The sequence below is a fragment of the Halomonas sp. PAMB 3264 genome (assembly GCF_031954245.1).
Taxonomy (GTDB): domain Bacteria; phylum Pseudomonadota; class Gammaproteobacteria; order Pseudomonadales; family Halomonadaceae; genus Vreelandella.
Window position 1 is genome coordinate 2,837,395 of record NZ_CP134866.1, and the last position, 20,410, is coordinate 2,857,804.

Sequence of the window (20,410 nt, forward strand, 5' to 3'; positions counted from 1 at the left end):
AAAAACCCGGATAGTGAGCGAGTCATATCCGGGCATCGACGGTTAGCGAACCAGCGCCGGGCGCTTGGGATCGAACGTCCATCCGTCGATCAGGTACTGCATGGCCGTGGCATCATTGCGGCCACCGGCGGGCAGGCTGCGATAAAGCGCGTGGGCTTTCTCGATTTCGGCCATGTCGATGTCGATGCCAAGCCCTGGCGCATCGGTGACCGCCACCTGGCCGTTTTTGATTTCCGGCGGATTGTGCGTCAAACGCGCATCGCCTTCCTGCCAGATCCAGTGCGTATCCAGCGCCGTCGTGCGCCCAACCGCGGCGGCACCCACGTGGGCAAACATGGCCAGCGAAATATCAAAGTGATTGTTGGAGTGGGAACCCCAGGTCATGCCATGGTCCTGGCATAGTTGCGAGACGCGCACCGCGCCAGACAGCGTCCAGAAGTGTGGATCCGCCAGCGGAATATCGACCGAGCGCAGCATCAGCGCGTGCGCCATTTCACGCCAGTTCGTCGCCACCATATTGGTGGCCACCGGCAGGCCCGTTGCATGACGGAACTCGGCGAGAATCTCGCGGCCCGAGAATCCCTGCTCCGCTCCGCACGGGTCTTCGGCGTAGGCGATGACGCCATGCAGGTTCTTGCACAGCGTGATCGCTTCCTGAAGTGACCAGGCGCCGTTGGGATCGATCGTGGTGCGCGCTTCGGGAAACGCGTTGTGTAGCGCGGTGACCGCCTCGATCTCCTGCTCGCCGGGAAGCGCCCCGCCCTTGAGCTTGAAATCCTTGAAGCCGTAGCGGTCATGAGCCGCTTGCGCGAGTTCGACGACCGCCTGCGGGGTCATGGCCGCCTCGTCGCGCAGGCGATACCAGTCGTGGTTAAGCCCCTGCGTACCCCGCCGGAAATCCAGCGGTGTCGAATGCCCTTCTCCGATAAAGAAGAGATAGCCCAGCACATCGACCGCGTCGCGCTGTTTGCCGTTGCCCAATAGCTCCGCCACGGGCACGCCCAAGAACTTGCCCATCAGGTCAAGCAGCGCGGCTTCAAGTGCCGCGACGGCGTTGATGCGAAGCTCGAACGTCCAGGAGCCCTTGCCAAAATCCTCGAAGTCAGCGCTCTGGCCATCACGGTTGAGTGAGGCGACCAGCGAGCGCAGCTTGCCAAGGGACTGACCCACGACCAGCGCGCGCGCTTTCTCCAGCGACTGTTGAATCGTATCGCCGCCGGGCGCTTCACCCACGCCAACGTTGCCGGCGCTATCCGTGAGGATAATCAGGTTACGGGTGAAATACGGGGAATGGGCGCCACCGATATTGAGCAGCATGCTGTCACGTCCGGCAACGGGAATGACACGCATGTCGGTGATAGTGGGCGTATTGGGGGTGGGCATACACGTCTCCATCGATCCATGCGCGCATGAACCATCATTTGCATTCGCCGGGCAACGACGGGCAGGCCGCGCTACCCGGCGATTTTTTTCAAACGCTTAGAGCGACTTGGCGTTCTCGACGAGCTTTTTCAGCTGACCGACTTGATCGCTGTTGGGCATGGTCAGCGGCGCACGTACGCGGCCACCGGGGTAGCCCACGATGTCAGCGCCGGCCTTGATCAGACTCACCGCGTAGCCAGGCGTGGTGTCGCGCAGCGTGACGAACGGAATGAAGAACTCGCGCGTGGCCTTGGCAACGAACTCGCTGTCTCCCTGACGCAGCGCCTTGTAAAACTTGACGGCCATGTCGGGTACGAAGTTGAAGACCGCAGACGAGTAGGTGCTCACGCCGATCGCTAGGTACGCTTCGGCGATGATTTCGGCCGTCGGTACGCCGCCCACGTAGCCAAGGCGGTCGCCCAGCGTCTTGATGGTGATGTTGAGCGCCTGCATGTCGCCCTTGCCATCTTTCAAACCGATCAGATTGTCGCACTGGTCGGCCAGCGACTTGACGGCGTTGACGTTCAAATAGCCGTTGGCGCGGTTGTAATAGATAACGCCCAGGTCCGTCGACTGGCAGACGCTCGCCGCATACTCGACGATGCCTTCCTGAGAGCACTCGGTCAGGTAAGGAGGCATCAGCAGGATACCGTCGGCGCCGGCTTCCTGAGCGATCTTCGCGTGCTGCTGGGCAAGCTCGGCGCTTTGGCCGGCACTGGCGATAATCGGCACGTGGCCACCGATCGTTTCGACCGCGACTTCGACGATTTCGCGGAACTCGTCCAGGGTGATGTTGAAAAACTCGCCCGTACCACCGGCGACAAACAGCGCAGAGACTTCATACTCCTTCAACCACAGCAAGCGCTTGCGATAGCTGTCGGCATCGAATTTGCCATTGGCATCGAAGTCGGTCACCGGGAATGACAGCAGGCCATCGGTAATGGAGGCTTTAAGCTCTTGTTTAGAAAAATTCATTACAAATCCTCTTGTTAGTTTAGCAAGCTAACGTAGCTGACGATGGTGCAATGCCCCAACGCAGGGCGCTCGAAACGAGGGCAGCAGCAGTATATTGGTGCATCTTGTCATACATCATACAAATACACCTCTAGACTTTAGGCTAATCCTTCATGAACTCAAAATGAGTCCTGGTATTTTCCCTGGCTGACCGGGCGATCGCCGTAAAATACGGCTGTAGTAGCTCGACAAGGCGCTTTTCATGGAACACCTAAAGGCTAATACTCGGCGCTTACGGATACCCGCTTCTTTCGAAGCGCTGACACGATCGACCAAACGATCAATGCAGCGATCATGGCGAAGAAAGCGGCGCTCACCGGCCTCTCGAGGAATACCATCAAATCGCCACGGCTAAGCAGCATGGCGCGACGGAAGTTCTCCTCCATCATCGGCCCCAAAATGAACCCGAGAAGCAAGGGCGCCGGCTCGAACCCCAACAGTAAAAACAAACATCCCATCACGCCAAACAGCGCGACCAGCACGATATCCATGTTCGAGTAATTAATGCTGTAAACGCCGATAACGATGAAAAGAATGATCGAGGGATAGAGAATCGGATAGGGTATCTTCAAAAGCCTTACCCACAAGCCGACCATCGGAATATTGAGAATCAAAAGCAGCACGTTCCCAATCAAAAAGCTGATGACCAGCCCCCAAAAAAGATCCGGACTATCGGAAATCACGTTGGGTCCAGGCGTAATGCCATGAATCAAAAGCGCCCCCAGCATCAGCGCCATGACCGCATCGCCGGGTATCCCCAGCGTCAGGGTAGGAATGAACGCTGACTGAGCGGCGGCGTTGTTGGCGCTCTCCGGCGCCGTGATTCCTTCGATGGCGCCCTTGCCAAATTTTTCCGGGTTTTTCGAAATTCGCTTTTCCACGGCATAGGCGATGAACGATCCTATCGAGGTGCCGGTTCCCGGCAATATACCGATGCCCGTTCCAATGCCCGTTCCCCTCAACATCGGGAAAATGCTCTCCTTGATATCGCGTCGAGTCGGCAGCAGCGATTTGAACGTGATCTTTTTGTCGTCTTTTATCTGGATCACTTTGCCAACGTTGGCCACCACCTCGGTGACGCCAAAAATGCCCATGGCAATGGCAACGATATTCAGGCCGTCATAAAGAAACGTGAAACCAAAGGTGTAGCGTTGAAGCCCGGTGCTTACATCGGTCCCCACCACGCCCAGGATGAGGCCGAACACGACCGCAGCCAGCCCTTTTGCCGGGTTGCCCTGTACGAGAATCGCGGCCGCCACCAGCCCTAAAAGCATCATGGCGAAGTAATCGGCCGAGTTGAAAGCGACGGCGAAGTTGGCCAGCGGCGGGGCGAAGGCGGCCAGCACGATCACGGTAATAAAGCTTCCCACGAACGACGCGATCGTCGTCATGAATAGCGCAACGCCGGCCCGCCCGTCCTTGGTCATGGGATACCCGTCAAGGCATACCACCGACGATGAAGGCGTACCCGGCAGGTTCAACAAAATAGCGGCCGTCGACCCTCCGTATTGAGCGCCGTAATAAATACCGGCCAGCATGACCAGAGCCGTCGTGGCGGGCACGTAGTAGGTGAGCGGCAGCAGCATCGAGATGGCGGCCAGATGCCCCACCCCGGGAATGACGCCGATCAGCATCCCCACGGTGACGCCCAGCGCGCAGTACATGAGATTTTCGATGGTAAAAGCAACAGAGACCCCGAGCGCCAGGTTATTTAAAATTTCCATTAGAAACTCCAGGGAAACAGGCGAATGGGCATGTTAAGGCTCAGGATAAAGACGAGGTAGGAGATCAAACACAGCACCAACCCCAGCGCGGTGAGCTTGATGGGCTTGAAGGTTTTTTCGCTAAGACCGCATAGATACACCAGCATCATGGTCGCCAGGAAAAGCCCCGCCGGCCTCATGAGCAAGGCGAAGACCACGATCGCCACCGTGATGCATACCAACGCTCTCACATTGAGTTTGGGAAACGCGGTTGCCGTTTTAGCCGACATTGCCATGGTGACAAGCCCAAGAACACAAAGCGACATGCCAAGAAAACGGGGAAGATAGCCGGGCCCCATGCTCCTTAGACTGCCCATGTCATACGCCTGCGCCTGCCAGAGAACGAGCGCCGATATGAGCAGGCAAACGAGTCCTGCCAAAAAATCGCGGTTGGTAAATATATGCATGGCGCGCATCTCGTATCCAAAAGAACGTAGCCAAAGAACATAGCCAAGGAACAATGCCCTGCTCTTTCAAGCAGGACATGTTTGAGTCAGTTCACAGGAACACGATTACTGACCGATACCCGCGCTTTCAATGAAGCTTTCAAGCTCGCTTTTCTGCGCCGTCATCCACGCTCGCAGCTCGTCAGGTGACTCGGACGGCCTAGCTTGGCCACCCTGCTCGGCGATTTTCGCTTGAAGCTCTTCGGTCGACAGGATGGCAGCAAGCTCGGCTTGAAGGCGCTCGGTGATATCGGGTGGGCTACCGGCCGTTATGAGAATGCCCTGATAGGTTCCATCAAGCTCGCCTGGAAGGCCCAGCTCTCGAAACGTAGGCACGTCGGGCAGCTCTTCAAGCCGCTCTTCCCCGGTGACCGCCAACGCATGCATCTGATCGTTCAGGACAAACGGCAGCGAAGCGGTCGTGCCGTTTAGCAGCATATCGCTTTCACCGGATACCACGGCGCGAGTCGCATCAGAGCCGCCTCGGTAAGCGATAACGGTCCAGTCCAATCCCAGCTCCTGGATCAACCGTTCGGTCGTAATATGGTTGTTGGCGCCAACGCCCGACGTGGCAACGGCGAGTTCGCCGGGATTGGCGCGGGAATACTCGACCATGGCATCGAAACTTTCGAACTCGTGATTGGGTGAAACACCCAGTACGTAGGGCGAGTACGACACCATCGTCACGGGGTCGAGGTCCGTTTCGATATCGTAGGCAACGCTTTGCAAAACACTGGGGGCGGCCAATAGCGCGGTCAAATCGGAAAGCAGTAGTGTATGGCCATTGGGGTCGGCCTTGGCAACGAAGTCGGCGCCAATATTGCCGCCCGCGCCCGCCTTGTTCTCGACGATAACGGGCTGACCAATCGCATCGGAGAGCTCCGGCGCTATATAGCGCGCGAGAATGTCGGACGTACCGCCTGGCGCAAAAGGCACAATGATCCTGACAGGCCCCTGAAAATCCTGAGCCATGGCAGCGCTTCCCGCCAGCAGTAGCGACAGCGACGCTGCGCCCACGAATAAACCGTTCATCTTGTTCATTATTATTGCCCCAGTTATTGGCTTTTGATTTTTAGATAGTTGCAACCAACATCGTTTTTAAAGTCATATGTATTTAATCATACAGCTACAAGCTAGCCGCAGTTTCAGCGTTTGAACATACGACCAAAGTCAGTGTTTTAAACTACCCAAAAGCGGCGCACCACTAAGCGGTAACTTCTAAATCTCGATAGCCAACGAATCAAATTTTTCAGAAGAAATGACAAGCGGTATTGCAAGTTAAAAACGCAAAGTGTTCGGCTCTGAAGATAGGCTAAACCGTGTAGGGAAAATATTACCCGGCCCTCTCTTTTATTAATGATGCCAGGCCAAAAAAAAGGGCCAAACAGGCGTTGAATGCCTGATGGCCCTTACCACTTTCTGATAAAACTCGCGTGTTAGCGAACCAGCGCCGGGCGCTTGGGATCGAACTCCCAGCCCGCGACCAGGTACTGCATCGCCATGGCGTCGTTGCGCTGGGTCACGTCCAGCGACTTGTAGAGTCGATGCGCGGCCATTAGCTGCTCTTCGTCGAGCTCGACGCCAAGGCCTGGCGTCGACGGTACCTTCAGCTTGCCGTCGCGAATCAGGAACGGCTCTTTGGTGATGCGCTGGCCGTCCTGCCAGATCCAGTGCGTGTCGATCGCGGTGATCTCGCCCGGACACGCCGCGGCCACGTGGGTCATCATGGCCAGCGAAATATCGAAGTGGTTGTTGCTGTGCGAGCCCCAGGTCATGCCCCACTCGTTGCAAAGCTCACCCACCATGACCGCACCCTGCATGGTCCAGAAGTGACAGTCGGCCAGCGGAATATCGACCGCGTTGAGCTGAACGGCGTACTGCAGCTGTTTGAAATCGGTCGCGATCATGTTGGTCGCGGTCGGCAGGCCCGTGCGCTTTTTGAACTCGGCCATGGTTTCGCGGCCGGAGTAACTCTCTTCCTGACCGCAGGGGTCCTCGGCGTAGCTCAGAAGGTGCTTGATCGGATCCAGCACGCGAACGGCCTCATCGAGTTTCCAGGCACCGTTGGGGTCGAGCGTCAAGCGCGCCTCCGGGAACGCGTCGTGCAGCGCGCGGATGCAGTCGGCCTCTTCCTCGCCTCTGAGCACCCCGCCCTTGAGCTTGAAGTCCTTGAAGCCGTAGCGCTCATAAGCGGCCTTGGCCAGGTTGGCAACCGCGTCCGGCGTGAGCGCTTCCTGGTAGCGCACTTCGTCCCACGCGTCTTTCGGGTCGGTCGCTTTCGGGTAAGGCAGGTCCGTCTTGCCCGGGTCGCCCAGCAGGAACAGATAGCCCAGCGCCTCGACTTCATCGCGCTGGCGGCCGTACTGCCCCAACAGATCCGCCACCGGCAGGCCCACGGCCTGGCCGTAAAGATCCAGAAGCGCCGACTCGAGTCCGGTGATGACGTGAACCGCCACGCGCAGATCGAAGGTTTGACGACCGCGCTCTTCGCGCCCGTTTTTTGAAAGCGCCACGCGGGCGCTGTTCAGCGTCTGTTTGAACGCGTTGATGGTCGAGCCTTCGACGATATCGCGACACTGCTCCAGTCCCTTGAGAATGCCTTCGCTCGAAGGAATCTCCCCTACCCCCTTGTTGCCCGCATCGTCTTCAAGAATGACGACGCAGCGAATGAACCAGGGCGCGTGGCCACCGCTCAGGTTAAGCAGAAAACCGTCGTAGCCGGCAACGGGAACGACCTTCATTGATTTGATTTTGGGAAACATGGCGATTGACTCTCTTGTTGAAACCAGTGAAAGCGATAAAAGGTGTTCAGGTAACCGGCGCTGGATTGAAAAGCACCAGGTCGTTGTGAATGCCCAAACGGTCCGCGGCGGCCTGTTTACGGCCGCTGGCGATATCGAGGATCAGATGGAAAAGCTCCCAGCCAAGATCCTCGATACTGGCCTCGCCGGTGGCGATACGCCCGGCGTCCAGGTCGATGATGTCGTGCCAGCGCTTGGCCAGGTGCGAGTTGGTCGCCACCTTGAGCACGGGCACCATGGCAAGCCCGTAGGGTGTACCGCGCCCGGTGGTGAAGACCTGCAGGTTCATGCCGGCGGCCAGCTGGAGTGTGCCGCAGATGAAGTCGCTGGCCGGCGTGGCCGCGAAGGTAAGTCCCTTGCGCCGCAGGCGCTCGCCCGGGCCGATGACGTCGACGATCGGCGAATTACCGGACTTGATGACCGAGCCCAGCGCCTTCTCGACCACGTTGCTCAACCCCCCCTTCTTGTTACCCGGGGATGGGTTGGCGCTACGATCGGCCTGGCCTTGCAAAAGATAGTCATCGTACCAGGCCATTTGATCGATCAGCGCCTGGCCGACGTCACGGTCGATGGCCCGCGGGGTCAGCAGATGAATGGCATCGCGCACTTCGGTCACTTCAGAAAACATGACGCTGCCGCCGGCACGCACGATCAGATCCGTGGCAAAGCCCACCGCCGGGTTGGCCGTCACGCCGGAGAAAGCGTCGCTGCCGCCACACTGCATGCCGACCGCCAATTCCGAGGCCGGGCAGGTTTCGCGGCTTCGCTTGTTAAGGCGCTCGAGATGGCGCTCGGCCATGGCCAGAATGCCGTCGACCATCTCGCCAAAGCCTTCGAAGCTCTCGTCCTGCAGACTCAGTACGTTGGCTTCGGGATCGGCGGCTTCGGTATTTTCGTAAATCTTCACCGGGCGGTCTTCGAGCAGCGTCGAGGGCTGGAGTTTTTCACAGCCAAGCCCGATCACCATGATCTCGTTACCGAAATTCGGGTTGAGCGCGATATTCTTGAGCGTGCGAATGGGCACGATCGCCGCCGGCGCGTTGATCGCCACGCCGCAGCCATAGCTGTGATTGAGCCCGACCACGTCATCGACGTTGGGAAAACGCGGCAAAAGCTCGCGCTTGATCCGCGCGACCACGTACTCCACGGTGCCGGCCACGCACTGAACGCTGGTGGTAATCCCTAATACGTTTTTGGTGCCAACGCTGCCGTCGGGGTTGCGAAACCCCTCGAAGGTGTAGCCTTCGAGCGGCTCCTGCGCCGGGGGCTGGCGGGTTGCCAGCGGCAGCTCCTCGAGCGCCGGGGCAACCGGCAGGCGCACGTTGTGCTCGTTGACGTGCGCGCCGCGCTCGATGGCCACGACCGCGGTGCCGATCACCTCGCCGTAGCGCACAATGTCATCGTTTTGCTCGATCGGCTTGAGTGCCACCTTGTGGCCCTGCGGGATCGGCATCGTGGTCGTGCAGTCGTCGTTGATCGTCACCCCCGCTTCGAGGCCGCCATGCTCGATCACGATAGCAACGTTGTCGCTCGGGTGTACCTGAATGACGCGTGAATTAGTCGTTACGTGAGTCATGATGCGCTCCTGAATCGGTGTGCGAAGGGTCATGCATTTGACTCAGCTCCATCTTCTGCCGAGCGCGGGACTTGAAGCCCATCACGATGGCAAACAGCACGGATGCGGCAATCAGCCCCCAGAGCACCATGGCGATCGGGCTCTTGGTGAAGAAAATGCTATAGGTGCCGAAGGATTCAAGGCTCTTGACGAAGTAGACTTCCGCCTGGCTACCCAGAATGAACCCAATGATCAGCGGCGCGACTTCAAGCCCGATTTTCTGAATCAGATAGCCCAGCACCCCAAAGATCAAAAGCGTCCAGACATCGAACATGATGCCGTAATTGATCGCGTAAGCGCCCACCACACACATCATGACGATGAGCGGGTACAGAATGTGCTTGGGCACCATCACCACCTTGGCAATGTGCTTGATGGCAAAGAACATCAGTCCGAACATGATGAAGTTCGCCAGCACCAGCGCCGTCATCATGACGTACCAGGTGTCGTGGTTTTCCGGAATGAACAGCGGCCCGACCTGAATGCCCTGAAGGGTGAACGCGCCGATCAAAACGGCCGTGGTAGAGTCTCCCGGAATACCCAGCGACAACAGCGGAATCAAGGCGCCGCCAGTCAGCGCGTTGTTGGCCGATTCTGACGCGATCAACCCTTGCGGGGCGCCCTTGCCCATCTGCGAGGAGTCCTTCGCCAGATTCTTTTCCTGGGTGTAGGCGAGCACGGATGCCGCACTGCCACCCACGCCTGGCAGCATGCCGACGAAGGTCCCGATGAACGAGGAGCGCGTCAGATTGGTGAAGCTACCCTTGAAAATCGAGAACGAGAAGCCGCCTTCCTTACCGATCTTAATACGCTCACCGGCCATGTCGCGCTTCACGCCCTTTTCCGCCTCGAGCAAAATGGTGGAAATACCAAAAATACCGATCAGCACGGGCAGCAGTGAAAAGCCTTCGAACAGATAGGGTTCCATGAAATCGAACATCAGCCGGGTATGGCCGTTGCCGCCATCGGAGATGCTGTAATCACCGATCAGGCTGAGCCAGATGCCGATCACGCCGCTGAAAATGCCGATCAGCATGCTGCTGGAAAGCGAGGCGATGACGGAAAGTGCCAGCAAAATGATGAGAAACTTCTCCACGTAGGAGAACTTGATCGAAAAGTCGGCCAGAAGCGGCGCAAACAAAAACAGTACCAGCGCGCTGACCAGCCCGCCCACCAATGAGGCGATCACGCAGACGCGCAGCGCCTTTTCGCCTTCCCCCTTCTGGGCCATGGGGTAGCCGTCAAAGGTCGTGGTGATCGAGGATGGCGTGCCGGGAATATTCAACAGCACCGCGGGCACCATGCCGCCGGAAATACCGCCGACGTAGAGGCCCAGCAGCAGCGCAAGCCCGTGATTCAAGCCCAGTGCATAGGTCAGCGGCAAACACACGGCCACCGCCATGGTGGCGGTCATGCCTGGAATCGCGCCAAAGATGATACCCACGAGGGTGCCAAAGCTGACGAGCATTAAAAAGGAGAGATCGATAAAGGTTAGAAATTCCATGGCGATATACCCGCTCCGGTCACGGCAGAGTAATGGTGAAGAGCTTGGCGAGCACGAACCAGGCAAGCGTCGGCGCGACGATGGCATTGATCACGACGATGATGAGCGCTTTTTTCGTCCACTCGTGGAGATACATCAGTGACATGACCAGCACAAAAGCCATCGACACGAACAAAAAGCCATACCCGGTATAGGGGAACAGATCGCCAACCACGGCCATCAGGTAGAAGTAGGCACAGATCAGCGCCAGCGTGCCGAAAAAGCGCGCGGAATCTCTCGACTCACCGATGATGGGCAGAGTGCGTTCTCCGCGTTTGACCGCGGCCAAAAAAGGCACCACTTTCGTTACCAGAATGAGCGCGAACAGCCCAGCCAATACCCAGTGAACGATGTGGGGGAAAAACAGGTGCGACGTTTCGAAATCGATCGAAACGCTCAACGGATCTGACGCCATAACGGCTCCAAGAACGTAAACTCGGCGCGCGCCGGGCTCTCGGGAGAACGTCCGTCACGCGCCTAGTTGGGGATGAGCGACCGATGGGCAGGCCCACCGGTCGCCGTTTGCTTAATCAAGGTTGCTGATGATCTCTTCGTAGCGCGACATTTTCTCTTGCAGATACTCGGAGGCTTCAGCGGAAGGCTTGAAATCGGGGATGAAGAAGGCGTCCAGTTGGGCTTGCTGAATCTCGCCTTCGTCGTAGATCTCGGCCAGCGCCTCGTCGATCTGATCGACGATGCCCTGATCCATCTCCTTGTTATAAAGGAAGAAGAACTCCTTATCGAAGGTGAAGTTTTCGTCATCGCCCATGGTGACCGTCACGTTAGGCTCGACGTATTCGAGAAGCTGCTCGCGGCTTGTCTGACCCAGCCCCTCTTCCGGCGCCTGTTCGATGGTGTCCTGGCGCGCGGTCAGCCAGATAAAGCGCATGGCCTTCTGGTCGTCTTCCGGCAGACGCGTGTACTGCTCGTTGGCCTGGACACTGCCGTTGATAATATCGGCCTGGCCGTCGAACAGCTGCTGGTTCTTGTCGGACTGAGAGCCGGTATTGACGGCCACCAGGTTCTCTTCCTGGCCCGGATGCTCGATGGCAATCGCATTTTTAAGCGCGCTGTAACCGATCTCTGAAACGCCGCCAGGCTGAATGGCCACGCGCACGGTTTCGCCATTGCCTACCGCGGCGACGACATCGTCGAGCGTCTGGTAAGGCGAGTCCATGGGCACCAGGTAGGCATTGCCGGGGTTGATGGCGATCGTCGGCCCAACGGTGTAGTTCTCGAAAACGTCGTCGTAGCCTTCGACGCCGTAAAGATGGCCAAGATAGGACTGATCGTGGAAAATCATCAGGGTATTGCCCCGGGAATCCCGATCCAGCGTGCGAAACGCAGAGCTTGCGCCCACGGCATCGACTTTCATGTTCAAACCGAGATGCTCGGCCAGACGGTCTACCACGATGCTGGCATTCTGGTAGGTGTCGCCGCCGGTCGAGGTCGACCCGATCACGACACGGACGTTGCCGCGTAGCTGGGCATCCTGCGCCATGACGACACCGGAACTCAGGGCGAGCCCTGTCATAAGACCAGCGACACTAACACTCATCAGCGTTTTTTTGGTTAGCATAAGCGTACCTTTTGCGTTCATAGTGAGTTGTTGCTTTAAAGAGAACGGCTCTTCGTCTCAAGGCCCTTGGCGACCTTCCACCACCTGATGGTTGACAACGTCTGGCGCACTGCAGGCGGTACTTTAGAAGTTATTGATAATACATCATACAAGTAGAAGATTAAGAACAAGCGCTGTACGGGGCAAGCGTAAAAACCGAAAACGCGACCAAAGTTTAATCCTTGATCAACGTTAAACTGTAAAAAACGGGTGTTTGTTCTCGAAACCGAATCAAGCTTTATGTCATGACGGCGTCAAGACGATCGCAACGTTAAAGGTGCAGAACCAGATCCTCGCGAAAGCGATAACGGCCCACCTCCTCCGGATACCCGCCCGGATTGGCCACCACCCGCGTTCCCTCCTGCAACAGATCCACCGGCTCGTGCACGTGGCCGTGTACCCAGAGATCCATACGCCCCATTAGCGGTGCCAGGTGCGAGGCGAACGCCGGGGAGAGCACATCGCCGACGTATTGCAGGGGAATGCAGTCGCGAAGCGGTGCGTGGTGGCTGATGACCACGCGCGGGCCCTCAAAAGGCTCACTTAGCGCCCGGGTCAGCCAGCCGAGCGCCTCGCGATGAAGCGCCTGACTCGCCTCAGGGGTGAAAACCTCACCCTGCCCGTCGGTGATGATCTGATAATCTGGCATCAGCCGGCGGGCTTTCCGAGCACACGCCTCAAAACTGCGGGCGGGATCCTCGGCGTACAGGTTGAAATCGGTCCAGAGCGTAGTGCCATAAAAACGCACCCCCCCCAGGGTGAGTGCGCGGTTGTCCAGAAGCTCGATACCCAGGCGCCTGGCTTCACGGGCCAGGGTTTGGCGGTGCTCGGTCAGATGAGTGTGGTAGAACTCATGGTTGCCGGGGACGTAGAGAATGGGCAGGTCGGGAAAGCGCGCCCGCGCCCAGCCAAGGCCCTCGGCGCCACGATGGATGTCGCCGGCGAGCACCAGAGCGTCCGCCTCGACATCGGGTATCATTCGCCCGCCGGGAAAGTGTTCGAGGTGCAGATCCGACAGTACGTGCAGGCGCATGGCATCTCCTTGAACGTCACTGCCCGCCCGTTGTGCGCGGGCGAGCCTGATGCTAACTACCTGATCACTAGCGTTTCAGGAAGTTGCTTTTCACCAGATGGACGACTTCATCCATACGCCCACTGAGCACCGCCTTGGCGGAGTAAAGCGCGGTGGCAGCGACCTGGCCGGTTTCCACTTTCGGTGGCATGACCAGCTCCATCGGGTTGGTCATCACGTCCAGAAGCGCCGGGCCCGGCTGGGCCAGCCACTCGGTCACCGCGGCGTCGAGCTCGTCCTCGCGCTCGACGCGTTTGCCCCAGAGCCCGATGGCACGAGCGACATCGCCAAAGTTGGGGTTTTGAAGCTCGGTGTAGGCGTCGAGCATGCCCTCCACCTTCTGTTCGAGCTCGACGAAACTCAGCGACTGGTTGTTGTATACGGCGATTTTCAGCGGAATCTGGCGCTGCACCAACGTCAAGAGATCGCCCATGAGCATGGAGAGCCCGCCGTCGCCGCACAGCGCGATCACCTGGCGGCCCGGGTAGGCGAGTTGAATACCCATTGCTTGAGGATAGGCGTTGGCCATGGTGCCGTGCTGCAGGCTCGAAAGCGTCTTGCGCTGTGCGCCGGTGTGGATATGGCGCAGCATCCAGACGTTGACGCTGCCGGTATCGGCGGTGAACAGCGCGTTGTCATCACTGAGCCGGTCGATGGCGAGCGTCAGCTCCTGGGGGTGAATCGTCGTGTTGCTCTTCGTATCGTGCGCCGACTTCTCGAGGGATTTTTTATAGCGTTTCAGGCATTTATCGAGCCAGCTCGTGTGCTCGTTGGCCTGGACACTTTGCACCAGCGCCTCGCAAGTTTCGGCGATGGTGCCAACGATGCCGACATCTACCGGATAGCGCTTGCCGATCTGGGTCGGCTCATGGTCGACCTGGATGATGTTCGCTCCGTCCGGATAGAACTGGGCAAACGCGAAACTGCAGCCGAGCAGCAGCAGCGTGTCGCACTCCGCCACCGCGTGGTAGCCGCCTTCCAGCCCGTATACGCCGGTCATGCCGACCTGGTAAGGATTGTCGTACTCGATGTAGTTCTTGGCCCGCGAGGTCCAGGCGATCGGCGCCTTGAGCTTTTCGGCCAGCGCAATCACCTGATCGCGTGCGTCCTCACAGCCGGCGCCAGCGAAAATGGTGATCTTGCCGCCCTTGTTGAGCTCGCGCACCGCCGGTACCAGCGCCTGGGCGCTGGGGCGAATCGAGTAGTCGAAGGTGTGAGCCTTGAAGCTCAGCTCGCCGGACGGTTTTTGGGTCATGACGTCGCCGGGCACGATCAGCACCGCCACACCGCGCTTGGCAATCGCCGCCTGGGCGGCCATGGCCGCCGTGCGCCCGGCCTGCTCAGCCGACACGATGGTTTCGCAAAACACGCTGTACTGCTTGAAGATCGCGCTTTGATCCACCTCCTGGGGAAAGTGGTTACCGACCTCGCCCAACGCAATTTGACTGGCGATCAGCACCACCGGTGCGTTGTTACGGTGGGCGTCGAACAAGCCGTTGACGAAGTGCAGACTGCCCGGCCCGCAGGAGCCTGCACAGAGCGCAAGCTCGCCAGTCATGTACGCCTCGCCGCCAGCGGCAAAGCCCCCGACCTCTTCGTGGCGCACTCCCACCCACTCGATTTCGCTCGTCCTGAGCGCATCAGTGAAGTGGTTGAGCGAATCGCCTACCACGCCGTAGCAGCGCTTGGCGCCGGCGTCTTGTAGGGTATCGACCAGGATTTCAGCTACGTTCTTGCTCATTTGGCGACTCCGTTCGCGAAAGGGAAAACCTCCCCAAGCCTAGCTCCTGCTGCGCCGGTTTGCCGGATTAAAGCGCCGATACGGATAAAAATCGCTTAATGCTGCAGCGCAGCAAGAAAGCGACTATACTGTGAGTGTTCGCACACAAGGAGCACGCGAAAATGTCTACCATGTTGCAGGACCTCGGCCGTAACGAGGTATGGAACTTCTGGGAAGAGCAGGCCAGATGGCAGCGCTTGGCAGCGGAAGGATTCGCCGCTCACGTTGGCTAACGCAGGTCCTCTTAAAAGCGACCAGCATCGTCGCGAACATTGTTACCTACACCGCCACAAACACAGAGCCAGCGCCTAGCGCTGGCTTTTTAGTGTGGCGTGCTAGCGCTTTCTAATCGCGGGAGCCAAGGCGCTTTAGATAGGCGTCCTGGAGCACGTACATGCGCTTGACGTCACGGTAGCGGCCGTTGATGAAAAACTCCTGCACCAGATGCCCCTCCTCGATGAAGCCACAGTCGCGGTAAAGGTGCACCGCCCGGGTGTTCTCGACGGCGACGATCAGGTACACCTTGTGCAGGTTTAAAATGGTGAAGGAGTAGCCGAGCGCCTGATGGATCATCGAACGCGCGTAGCCGCGCCCCTGATGCTCCGGGGCGACGATGATCTGAAACTCGGCACTTCGATGGATGTAATCGATTTCGATCAGCTCGACCAGGCCGATGGCCACGCCAGCGGCGTCTTGCACGACGAAACGGCGCTCGGCGTTGTCATGGATATGCTTGTTGTAGAGCTCCTCGAGCTCATCGAAGGATTCGTAGGGCTCCTCGAACCAATAGGACATGACGCTCTGGTTGTTGTTGAGCTCATGAATAAAGCGCAGATCGCTTCGCTCAAGCGCGCGCAGGTACAGAACCGGGGTCATCGTCGGACTCGCTGAGATGGCGTTCAAAGGAGAAAAAGTCGGCTAGTGGGTGTGGCGTGCCTTCGATCAGCGCGCGCAGAAGCGGTGCGCCCATCATCGAGTAGCTAATGCCGTTGCCGCCGTAAGCCAGGGCGAAGTAGACGTGCGGCCCCCACCGGTTGCAGGCGCCAAAATACGGCAGCCCATCCTCGGTTTCGGCGAAGGTGCCCGCCCAGCTAAAGGTCGGGTTGATCTCTAGATCCGGCCACAGGGCCTCGACCTTGCGGGCCAGGCCATGGGCCTTGTCCATGACCCGTTCGTCGCGCCGCGCCGGAATATCGGTGTCATCGTCGTCGCCGCCGACCAGAAGCCGCCCCTCGTCGGTGGCGCGCATGTACAGATAGGGTCTGGCCGATTCCCACACCATCGTATGGCGCAGCTTGCCGAGCTTTTCCGGCGCAATGGGGTCGGTCACGAAGGCGTAACTGCTGCGATTTTTCGCCACTGAATGATCCAACCAGCGCTGCGACTCATAGCCCGCCGCGATCACTACCTTGCCCGCCTCGAGCGTGGCGCCGTTTTTGAGGCGCACCCGCACGCCGTCGGCGGTAGGGTCGATCGCGTCCACTTCGGTGCGATCGAACACCTCGCCACCCAGGCATCGCACGCGCTCGAACAATCGATACGCCATGCGATAAGGGTCGAGACTGGCGGCCAGCCGCGACAGGATCGCGCAGGGCGCCTTTATTCCGTAGGCCGCATAAAGCGCCTCGCGATCGAGCCACTGCATGTCGAAGCCGTGCTTCTCGCGCAGGGCGAACTCGGCCTCAAGCGCCGGCACGTCCTCTTCGCTGGTGGCGTAATAAAGGCTTTCGTGGCGCTCGAAAGAGACGTTACCGAGCTCTCCGGCGAGACGCTCGAGCGTCAAGATGGCGTCGGCACAGCCCTGATACGCCATGACCGCGTGGCGCTCGTCGTAGCGCTGGGTCAAGTCGACCAGATGAGTATCGATTTCGTACTGTAAAAGCGCGGTGCTCGCCGCCGAGCTGCCCCAACCGATGTCGCGGCGCTCGACCACCACCACGTGGTGGCCGTGCTGGCAAAGCTCATCGGCGATCAGCGCGCCGGTGATGCCGCCGCCGATGACGAGCACATCGCAGGCATGGTCGTGCTCCAGTTGAGGAAAAGAGACAAGCAGGCCATTTTTCACCGCCCAGAACGGATAACCGCTTTTGAGATCCATTTCATCGCCTTTACGTGGCTGTACTGTGAACCATTCTTTTGTTACCTATGGTTCTGTTAACCATAGCGGCTGATGATCGTCTTGTCCGTAGCCTACGGAAAGTAAAGCGCCAGCCATGAAAGGAGCCAGCCCCGTGATCGATCTACGCAGCGATACCGTCACCCGACCAAGCCCGGCCATGCGCGAGGCGATGCTCGCCGCCGCCTTGGGCGACGACGTCTGGGGCGACGACCCCACCGTCAACGCCTTTCAGCAGGGCCTGGCCGAGCGTGCCGGAAAAGAAGCCGCGCTGCTCTTTCCAAGCGGCACTCAAAGCAACCTGGTAGGTCTGATGGCGCACTGCGAGCGCGGTGACGAGTACATCGTTGGTCAGAGCGCCCACACCTACCGCTATGAAGGCGGCGGCGCGGCGGTGCTGGGCAGCATTCAGCCCCAGCCGATCGAAAACGCCTCGGACGGTACGCTGCCGCTTGAAAAGATAGACGCCGCGGTCAAGGCCGACGACCCCCACTTCGCCCGCACCTGCCTGCTGGCGTTGGAGAACACCATCGCCGGCAAGGTGCTGCCCGCGGACTACCTTCAAGAAGCCACCGCGCTCGCCCGTCAGCATGGCCTCGCCACCCACCTGGACGGCGCGCGGCTATTCAACGCCATGGTGGCCACGGATAGCTCGCTCGAGGCGATGTGCCGGCCGTTCGATAGCGTGTCGCTCTGTTTCTCCAAAGGGCTCGGCGCGCCAATCGGCTCGGCGCTGGTGGGCTCCCACGCGTTCATCACAGAGGCGCGGCGCTGGCGCAAGGTGGTCGGCGGCGGCATGCGTCAATCCGGGCTCATCGCCGCGGCCTGCCAGTACGCGCTCGATCACCATGTGGAAGAGTTAAAAGACGACCACCGCCGCGCGGCGCGACTGGGCGAGGGTCTGGCGGCGATGCCCGGGCTCACGGTGACGTCTCAGGCGACCAACATGGTGTTCACCCAGGTCGAGAAGGGCCATATCGCCTCGCTCGCCGCGTGGCTCAAGGAGCACGATATTCTGCTCGATCTGGTCTACGCCACGCGTTTTGTGGTGCATCGTGATATCAACGATAGCGACATCGAGCGCGTGATCGAGGTGATAAAAGCGTATTTCGACCGCTAGGCGTAAGTACTGGACGTAAGCACTAGACGTAAGTGCTCACAGCCGACGTAGCCCCCACATGAAATAGGCGCCGCCGATGAGCGAGGCGACCAGCCCCGCGGGAATGTCGTAGGGGAACATCACCTGGCGGCCAATGAGGTCCGCCAGCACCATCAACAGCGTGCCGATCAGGGCCGCACCTAAAAGATGCCACCAGGCGCGGGAAAAGCCCATCAGCCTCGCCATGTGCGGGGCCAGCAGGCCGATGAACGATAGCGGCCCGACCACCAGCGTTGCGCAGGCGGTGAGCACCGCCACCAGCAGCAACAGCGCCAGCCGCGCGCGGTTGAGCGCGATGCCGAGGCCCTGCGCGGTCGCCGCCCCCAGCGGCAGAATGTCGAGCCAGCGGGTGAAAGGCAGCGCCAAAAGTAGAAGCCCCGCCGCCGCCGCGCCAACCAGTGCCGCACTTGGCACATCGACGTAATAGGTGGAACCGGCAAGCCAGGCGATCACCTGCTGGCCGCGCGGGTCGCCGCCGGCCAGAATGACGCCGCGCACCGCGTCGAACAGCGCCCCGATGGCTACGCCGCTAAGCAGCAGCCGCTCCGGCGCAAAACCGCTTTTGCGATTGACCAGAATCAAAACCCCAAGTGTCAAAAGCGCCCCCAGCGTGCCCACGCTGACCAGCAGTGCGCTACTCGACGCCGGCAGCCAATAAATGCCGAGAATCAGCGCGATCGCGCAGCCGCCGCTGATGCCCAGCACCTCCGGGCTTGCCATTGGGTTACCGGAGAGCCGCTGCAAGAGGGTACCCGCCACCGCCAGCATCAGCCCGCTGGCCGCTGCCGCGATCACCCGGGGGGCGCGCCACTCCATGACGGCGGCGTCGAAAGGCGACACCATGCTCACGCCCTGCCCGCTCTGACCCACCATCAGGGCCAGCAGTATCGCGCCGATCAGCGTTACCAAAAGCTGCGCCGCCAGCCGCGCCGGCGCTTTGTGGCGGCGCAGCGCCACGTGGGACGCCTGGGGCGGGCGGTCGCTTCCAAGCTTCAAGCGTGGAATCAGCCACAGCAGCAGCGGCGCACCCAGTGCGCCGGTCACCGCGCCGGTGGGCAAGAGCGTTGTGAGCTGGCCAGAGAAGCGCTGCAGCAAAAGATCGGTGGTGGCCAGCAGCACCGCCCCCAGAAGCGCTGAAGACACCAGCCGCGGGCCAAGGCGCCGGGCACCGGCCATGCGCACGATGTTCGGCGCCGCCAGGCCGATAAAACCGATGATACCCACCACGCTGACCACGCTTGCGGTAATGAATACCGCGACGCCCAGCCCACCCAGGCGCAGATACTTGAGCGAAAATCCCAGGCTTTTGGCACTGGCGTCGTCGAGTTCCAGCACCGCCAGCGGGCGGATCAAAAGCGCCGCGGCCGCCGCGCTGAAAGCGAAGCGGATCGAGAGCGTGGCCACGCCCTCCCAGCCGTTTTGCGCAAGCGACCCCGCCCCCCAGATCAAAAGTCCCGCCAGGGTTTCATGATTGAACAGCAGCACCGCGGTGGCCAGCGCCCCCAGGTAGAGATTGACGACCAGCCCCGCCAGTACCACCACGACCGGCGCCAAGCGGCGCCGCCAGGCAAGCCCGAACACCAGCGCCATGGCCGCCGCACCGCCGCCAAGCGCCACCCACTCGCGCCCAAACGCCAAAAGCCCCGGCGCCAGCAGCGTGGCCAGCATCAGCGCCAGGTTGGCGCCGCTGGCCACCCCCAGGGTGGTCGGTGAAGCCAGCGGGTTACGCAGCACCTGCTGCATCAACACGCCGGCCAGCGCCAGCGCCGCACCGGCCAGTAGCGACACCGTAAGCCTCGGCCACCACGCAAAATGCAAAAGCTGCGACTCGACGCTTGCAGGATCGGACGCAAAGAGCGCACGAAGACTAACGCTCAAACCGCCCTGGGCGGCGATGGCAGTGGCGAGCAGTACAAGAAGTGGTAGAGCCAACAGGCCGCAAGCCACTTTTGGCGGGATACGCGATGTCGACAGCACGGCTACCAAACGCCCGGTAAAACGAAAAAAACGAAATCAAGCGCAGTCATGGAAAGCCAGTCATAGGAAAAGAAGGAAACGATG

16 protein-coding genes are annotated in these 20,410 nt (G+C 59.9%); 1 reads left to right on the forward strand and 15 read right to left on the reverse strand.

Annotated elements, in window-relative coordinates; translation table 11 throughout:
• Positions 1-42: 42 nt before the first annotated feature.
• The 14 genes from RN347_RS12850 to RN347_RS12915 all read right to left on the reverse strand — a co-directional run bounded on the left by RN347_RS12850 (position 43) and on the right by RN347_RS12915 (position 17,172).
• The gene (locus RN347_RS12850) at positions 43-1,383 is read right to left on the reverse strand and encodes an enolase C-terminal domain-like protein (protein ID WP_311958479.1); all 1,341 of its coding nucleotides are present in this window, start codon (positions 1,381-1,383) and stop codon (positions 43-45) included.
• A 96-nt stretch (positions 1,384-1,479) separates the two neighbouring features.
• Complete coding sequence (gene kdgD, locus RN347_RS12855; protein ID WP_263586411.1) at positions 1,480-2,397, reverse strand: 5-dehydro-4-deoxyglucarate dehydratase; 918 nt, start codon at positions 2,395-2,397, stop codon at positions 1,480-1,482.
• 257 nt (positions 2,398-2,654) lie between these two features.
• Positions 2,655-4,160 (reverse strand): tripartite tricarboxylate transporter permease, encoded by a 1,506-nt coding sequence (locus tag RN347_RS12860; RefSeq protein ID WP_311958480.1) that lies wholly within the window; start codon positions 4,158-4,160, stop codon positions 2,655-2,657.
• A complete protein-coding gene (locus RN347_RS12865) occupies positions 4,160-4,660 on the reverse strand; it encodes a tripartite tricarboxylate transporter TctB family protein (protein ID WP_311958481.1) in 501 nt (166 codons plus the stop codon). The genes RN347_RS12860 and RN347_RS12865 overlap by 1 nt, the downstream gene beginning before the upstream one ends.
• A gap of 51 nt (positions 4,661-4,711) precedes the next feature.
• Entirely contained in the window at positions 4,712-5,677 is a 966-nt protein-coding gene (locus tag RN347_RS12870; RefSeq protein WP_263586408.1) for a tripartite tricarboxylate transporter substrate binding protein, read from the reverse strand.
• Between the two features lie 404 nt (positions 5,678-6,081).
• A complete protein-coding gene (locus RN347_RS12875) occupies positions 6,082-7,407 on the reverse strand; it encodes a glucarate dehydratase family protein (RefSeq protein ID WP_263586407.1) in 1,326 nt (441 codons plus the stop codon).
• 46 nt (positions 7,408-7,453) lie between these two features.
• Positions 7,454-9,022 carry a galactarate dehydratase gene (gene garD / locus RN347_RS12880; protein ID WP_263586406.1) on the reverse strand — a complete coding sequence of 523 codons (1,569 nt, stop codon included), beginning with the start codon at positions 9,020-9,022 and terminating at the stop codon, positions 7,454-7,456.
• Positions 9,003-10,565 carry a tripartite tricarboxylate transporter permease gene (locus tag RN347_RS12885; RefSeq protein ID WP_311958482.1) on the reverse strand — a complete coding sequence of 521 codons (1,563 nt, stop codon included), beginning with the start codon at positions 10,563-10,565 and terminating at the stop codon, positions 9,003-9,005. The genes garD and RN347_RS12885 overlap by 20 nt, the downstream gene beginning before the upstream one ends.
• 19 nt (positions 10,566-10,584) lie before the next feature.
• On the reverse strand, positions 10,585-11,019 hold the full coding sequence (locus tag RN347_RS12890) for a tripartite tricarboxylate transporter TctB family protein (RefSeq protein ID WP_263586404.1): 435 nt from the start codon (positions 11,017-11,019) through the stop codon (positions 10,585-10,587).
• A 111-nt stretch (positions 11,020-11,130) separates the two neighbouring features.
• The gene (locus RN347_RS12895) at positions 11,131-12,105 is read right to left on the reverse strand and encodes an ABC transporter substrate-binding protein (protein ID WP_263586403.1); all 975 of its coding nucleotides are present in this window, start codon (positions 12,103-12,105) and stop codon (positions 11,131-11,133) included.
• Positions 12,106-12,493: 388 nt separating this feature from the next.
• Positions 12,494-13,255, reverse strand: a complete 762-nt coding sequence (locus RN347_RS12900; RefSeq protein WP_311958483.1) for a metallophosphoesterase — start codon at positions 13,253-13,255, stop codon at positions 12,494-12,496.
• Positions 13,256-13,322: 67 nt separating this feature from the next.
• Positions 13,323-15,035, reverse strand: a complete 1,713-nt coding sequence (locus RN347_RS12905; protein ID WP_263586401.1) for a thiamine pyrophosphate-dependent enzyme — start codon at positions 15,033-15,035, stop codon at positions 13,323-13,325.
• Between the two features lie 384 nt (positions 15,036-15,419).
• The gene (gene speG / locus RN347_RS12910) at positions 15,420-15,950 is read right to left on the reverse strand and encodes a spermidine N1-acetyltransferase (protein WP_263586400.1); all 531 of its coding nucleotides are present in this window, start codon (positions 15,948-15,950) and stop codon (positions 15,420-15,422) included.
• Positions 15,919-17,172 (reverse strand): FAD-dependent oxidoreductase, encoded by a 1,254-nt coding sequence (locus tag RN347_RS12915; RefSeq protein WP_311958484.1) that lies wholly within the window; start codon positions 17,170-17,172, stop codon positions 15,919-15,921. The genes speG and RN347_RS12915 overlap by 32 nt, the downstream gene beginning before the upstream one ends.
• A gap of 133 nt (positions 17,173-17,305) precedes the next feature.
• On the opposite strand from RN347_RS12915, the gene ltaE reads away from it, so the two are divergent.
• Complete coding sequence (gene ltaE / locus RN347_RS12920) at positions 17,306-18,310, forward strand: low-specificity L-threonine aldolase (protein ID WP_311958485.1); 1,005 nt, start codon at positions 17,306-17,308, stop codon at positions 18,308-18,310.
• A gap of 36 nt (positions 18,311-18,346) precedes the next feature.
• Here ltaE and fhuB read toward each other — a convergent pair whose 3' ends face one another.
• The gene (gene fhuB / locus RN347_RS12925) at positions 18,347-20,326 is read right to left on the reverse strand and encodes a Fe(3+)-hydroxamate ABC transporter permease FhuB (protein WP_311958486.1); all 1,980 of its coding nucleotides are present in this window, start codon (positions 20,324-20,326) and stop codon (positions 18,347-18,349) included.
• Between the last annotated feature and the right edge of the window lie 84 nt (positions 20,327-20,410).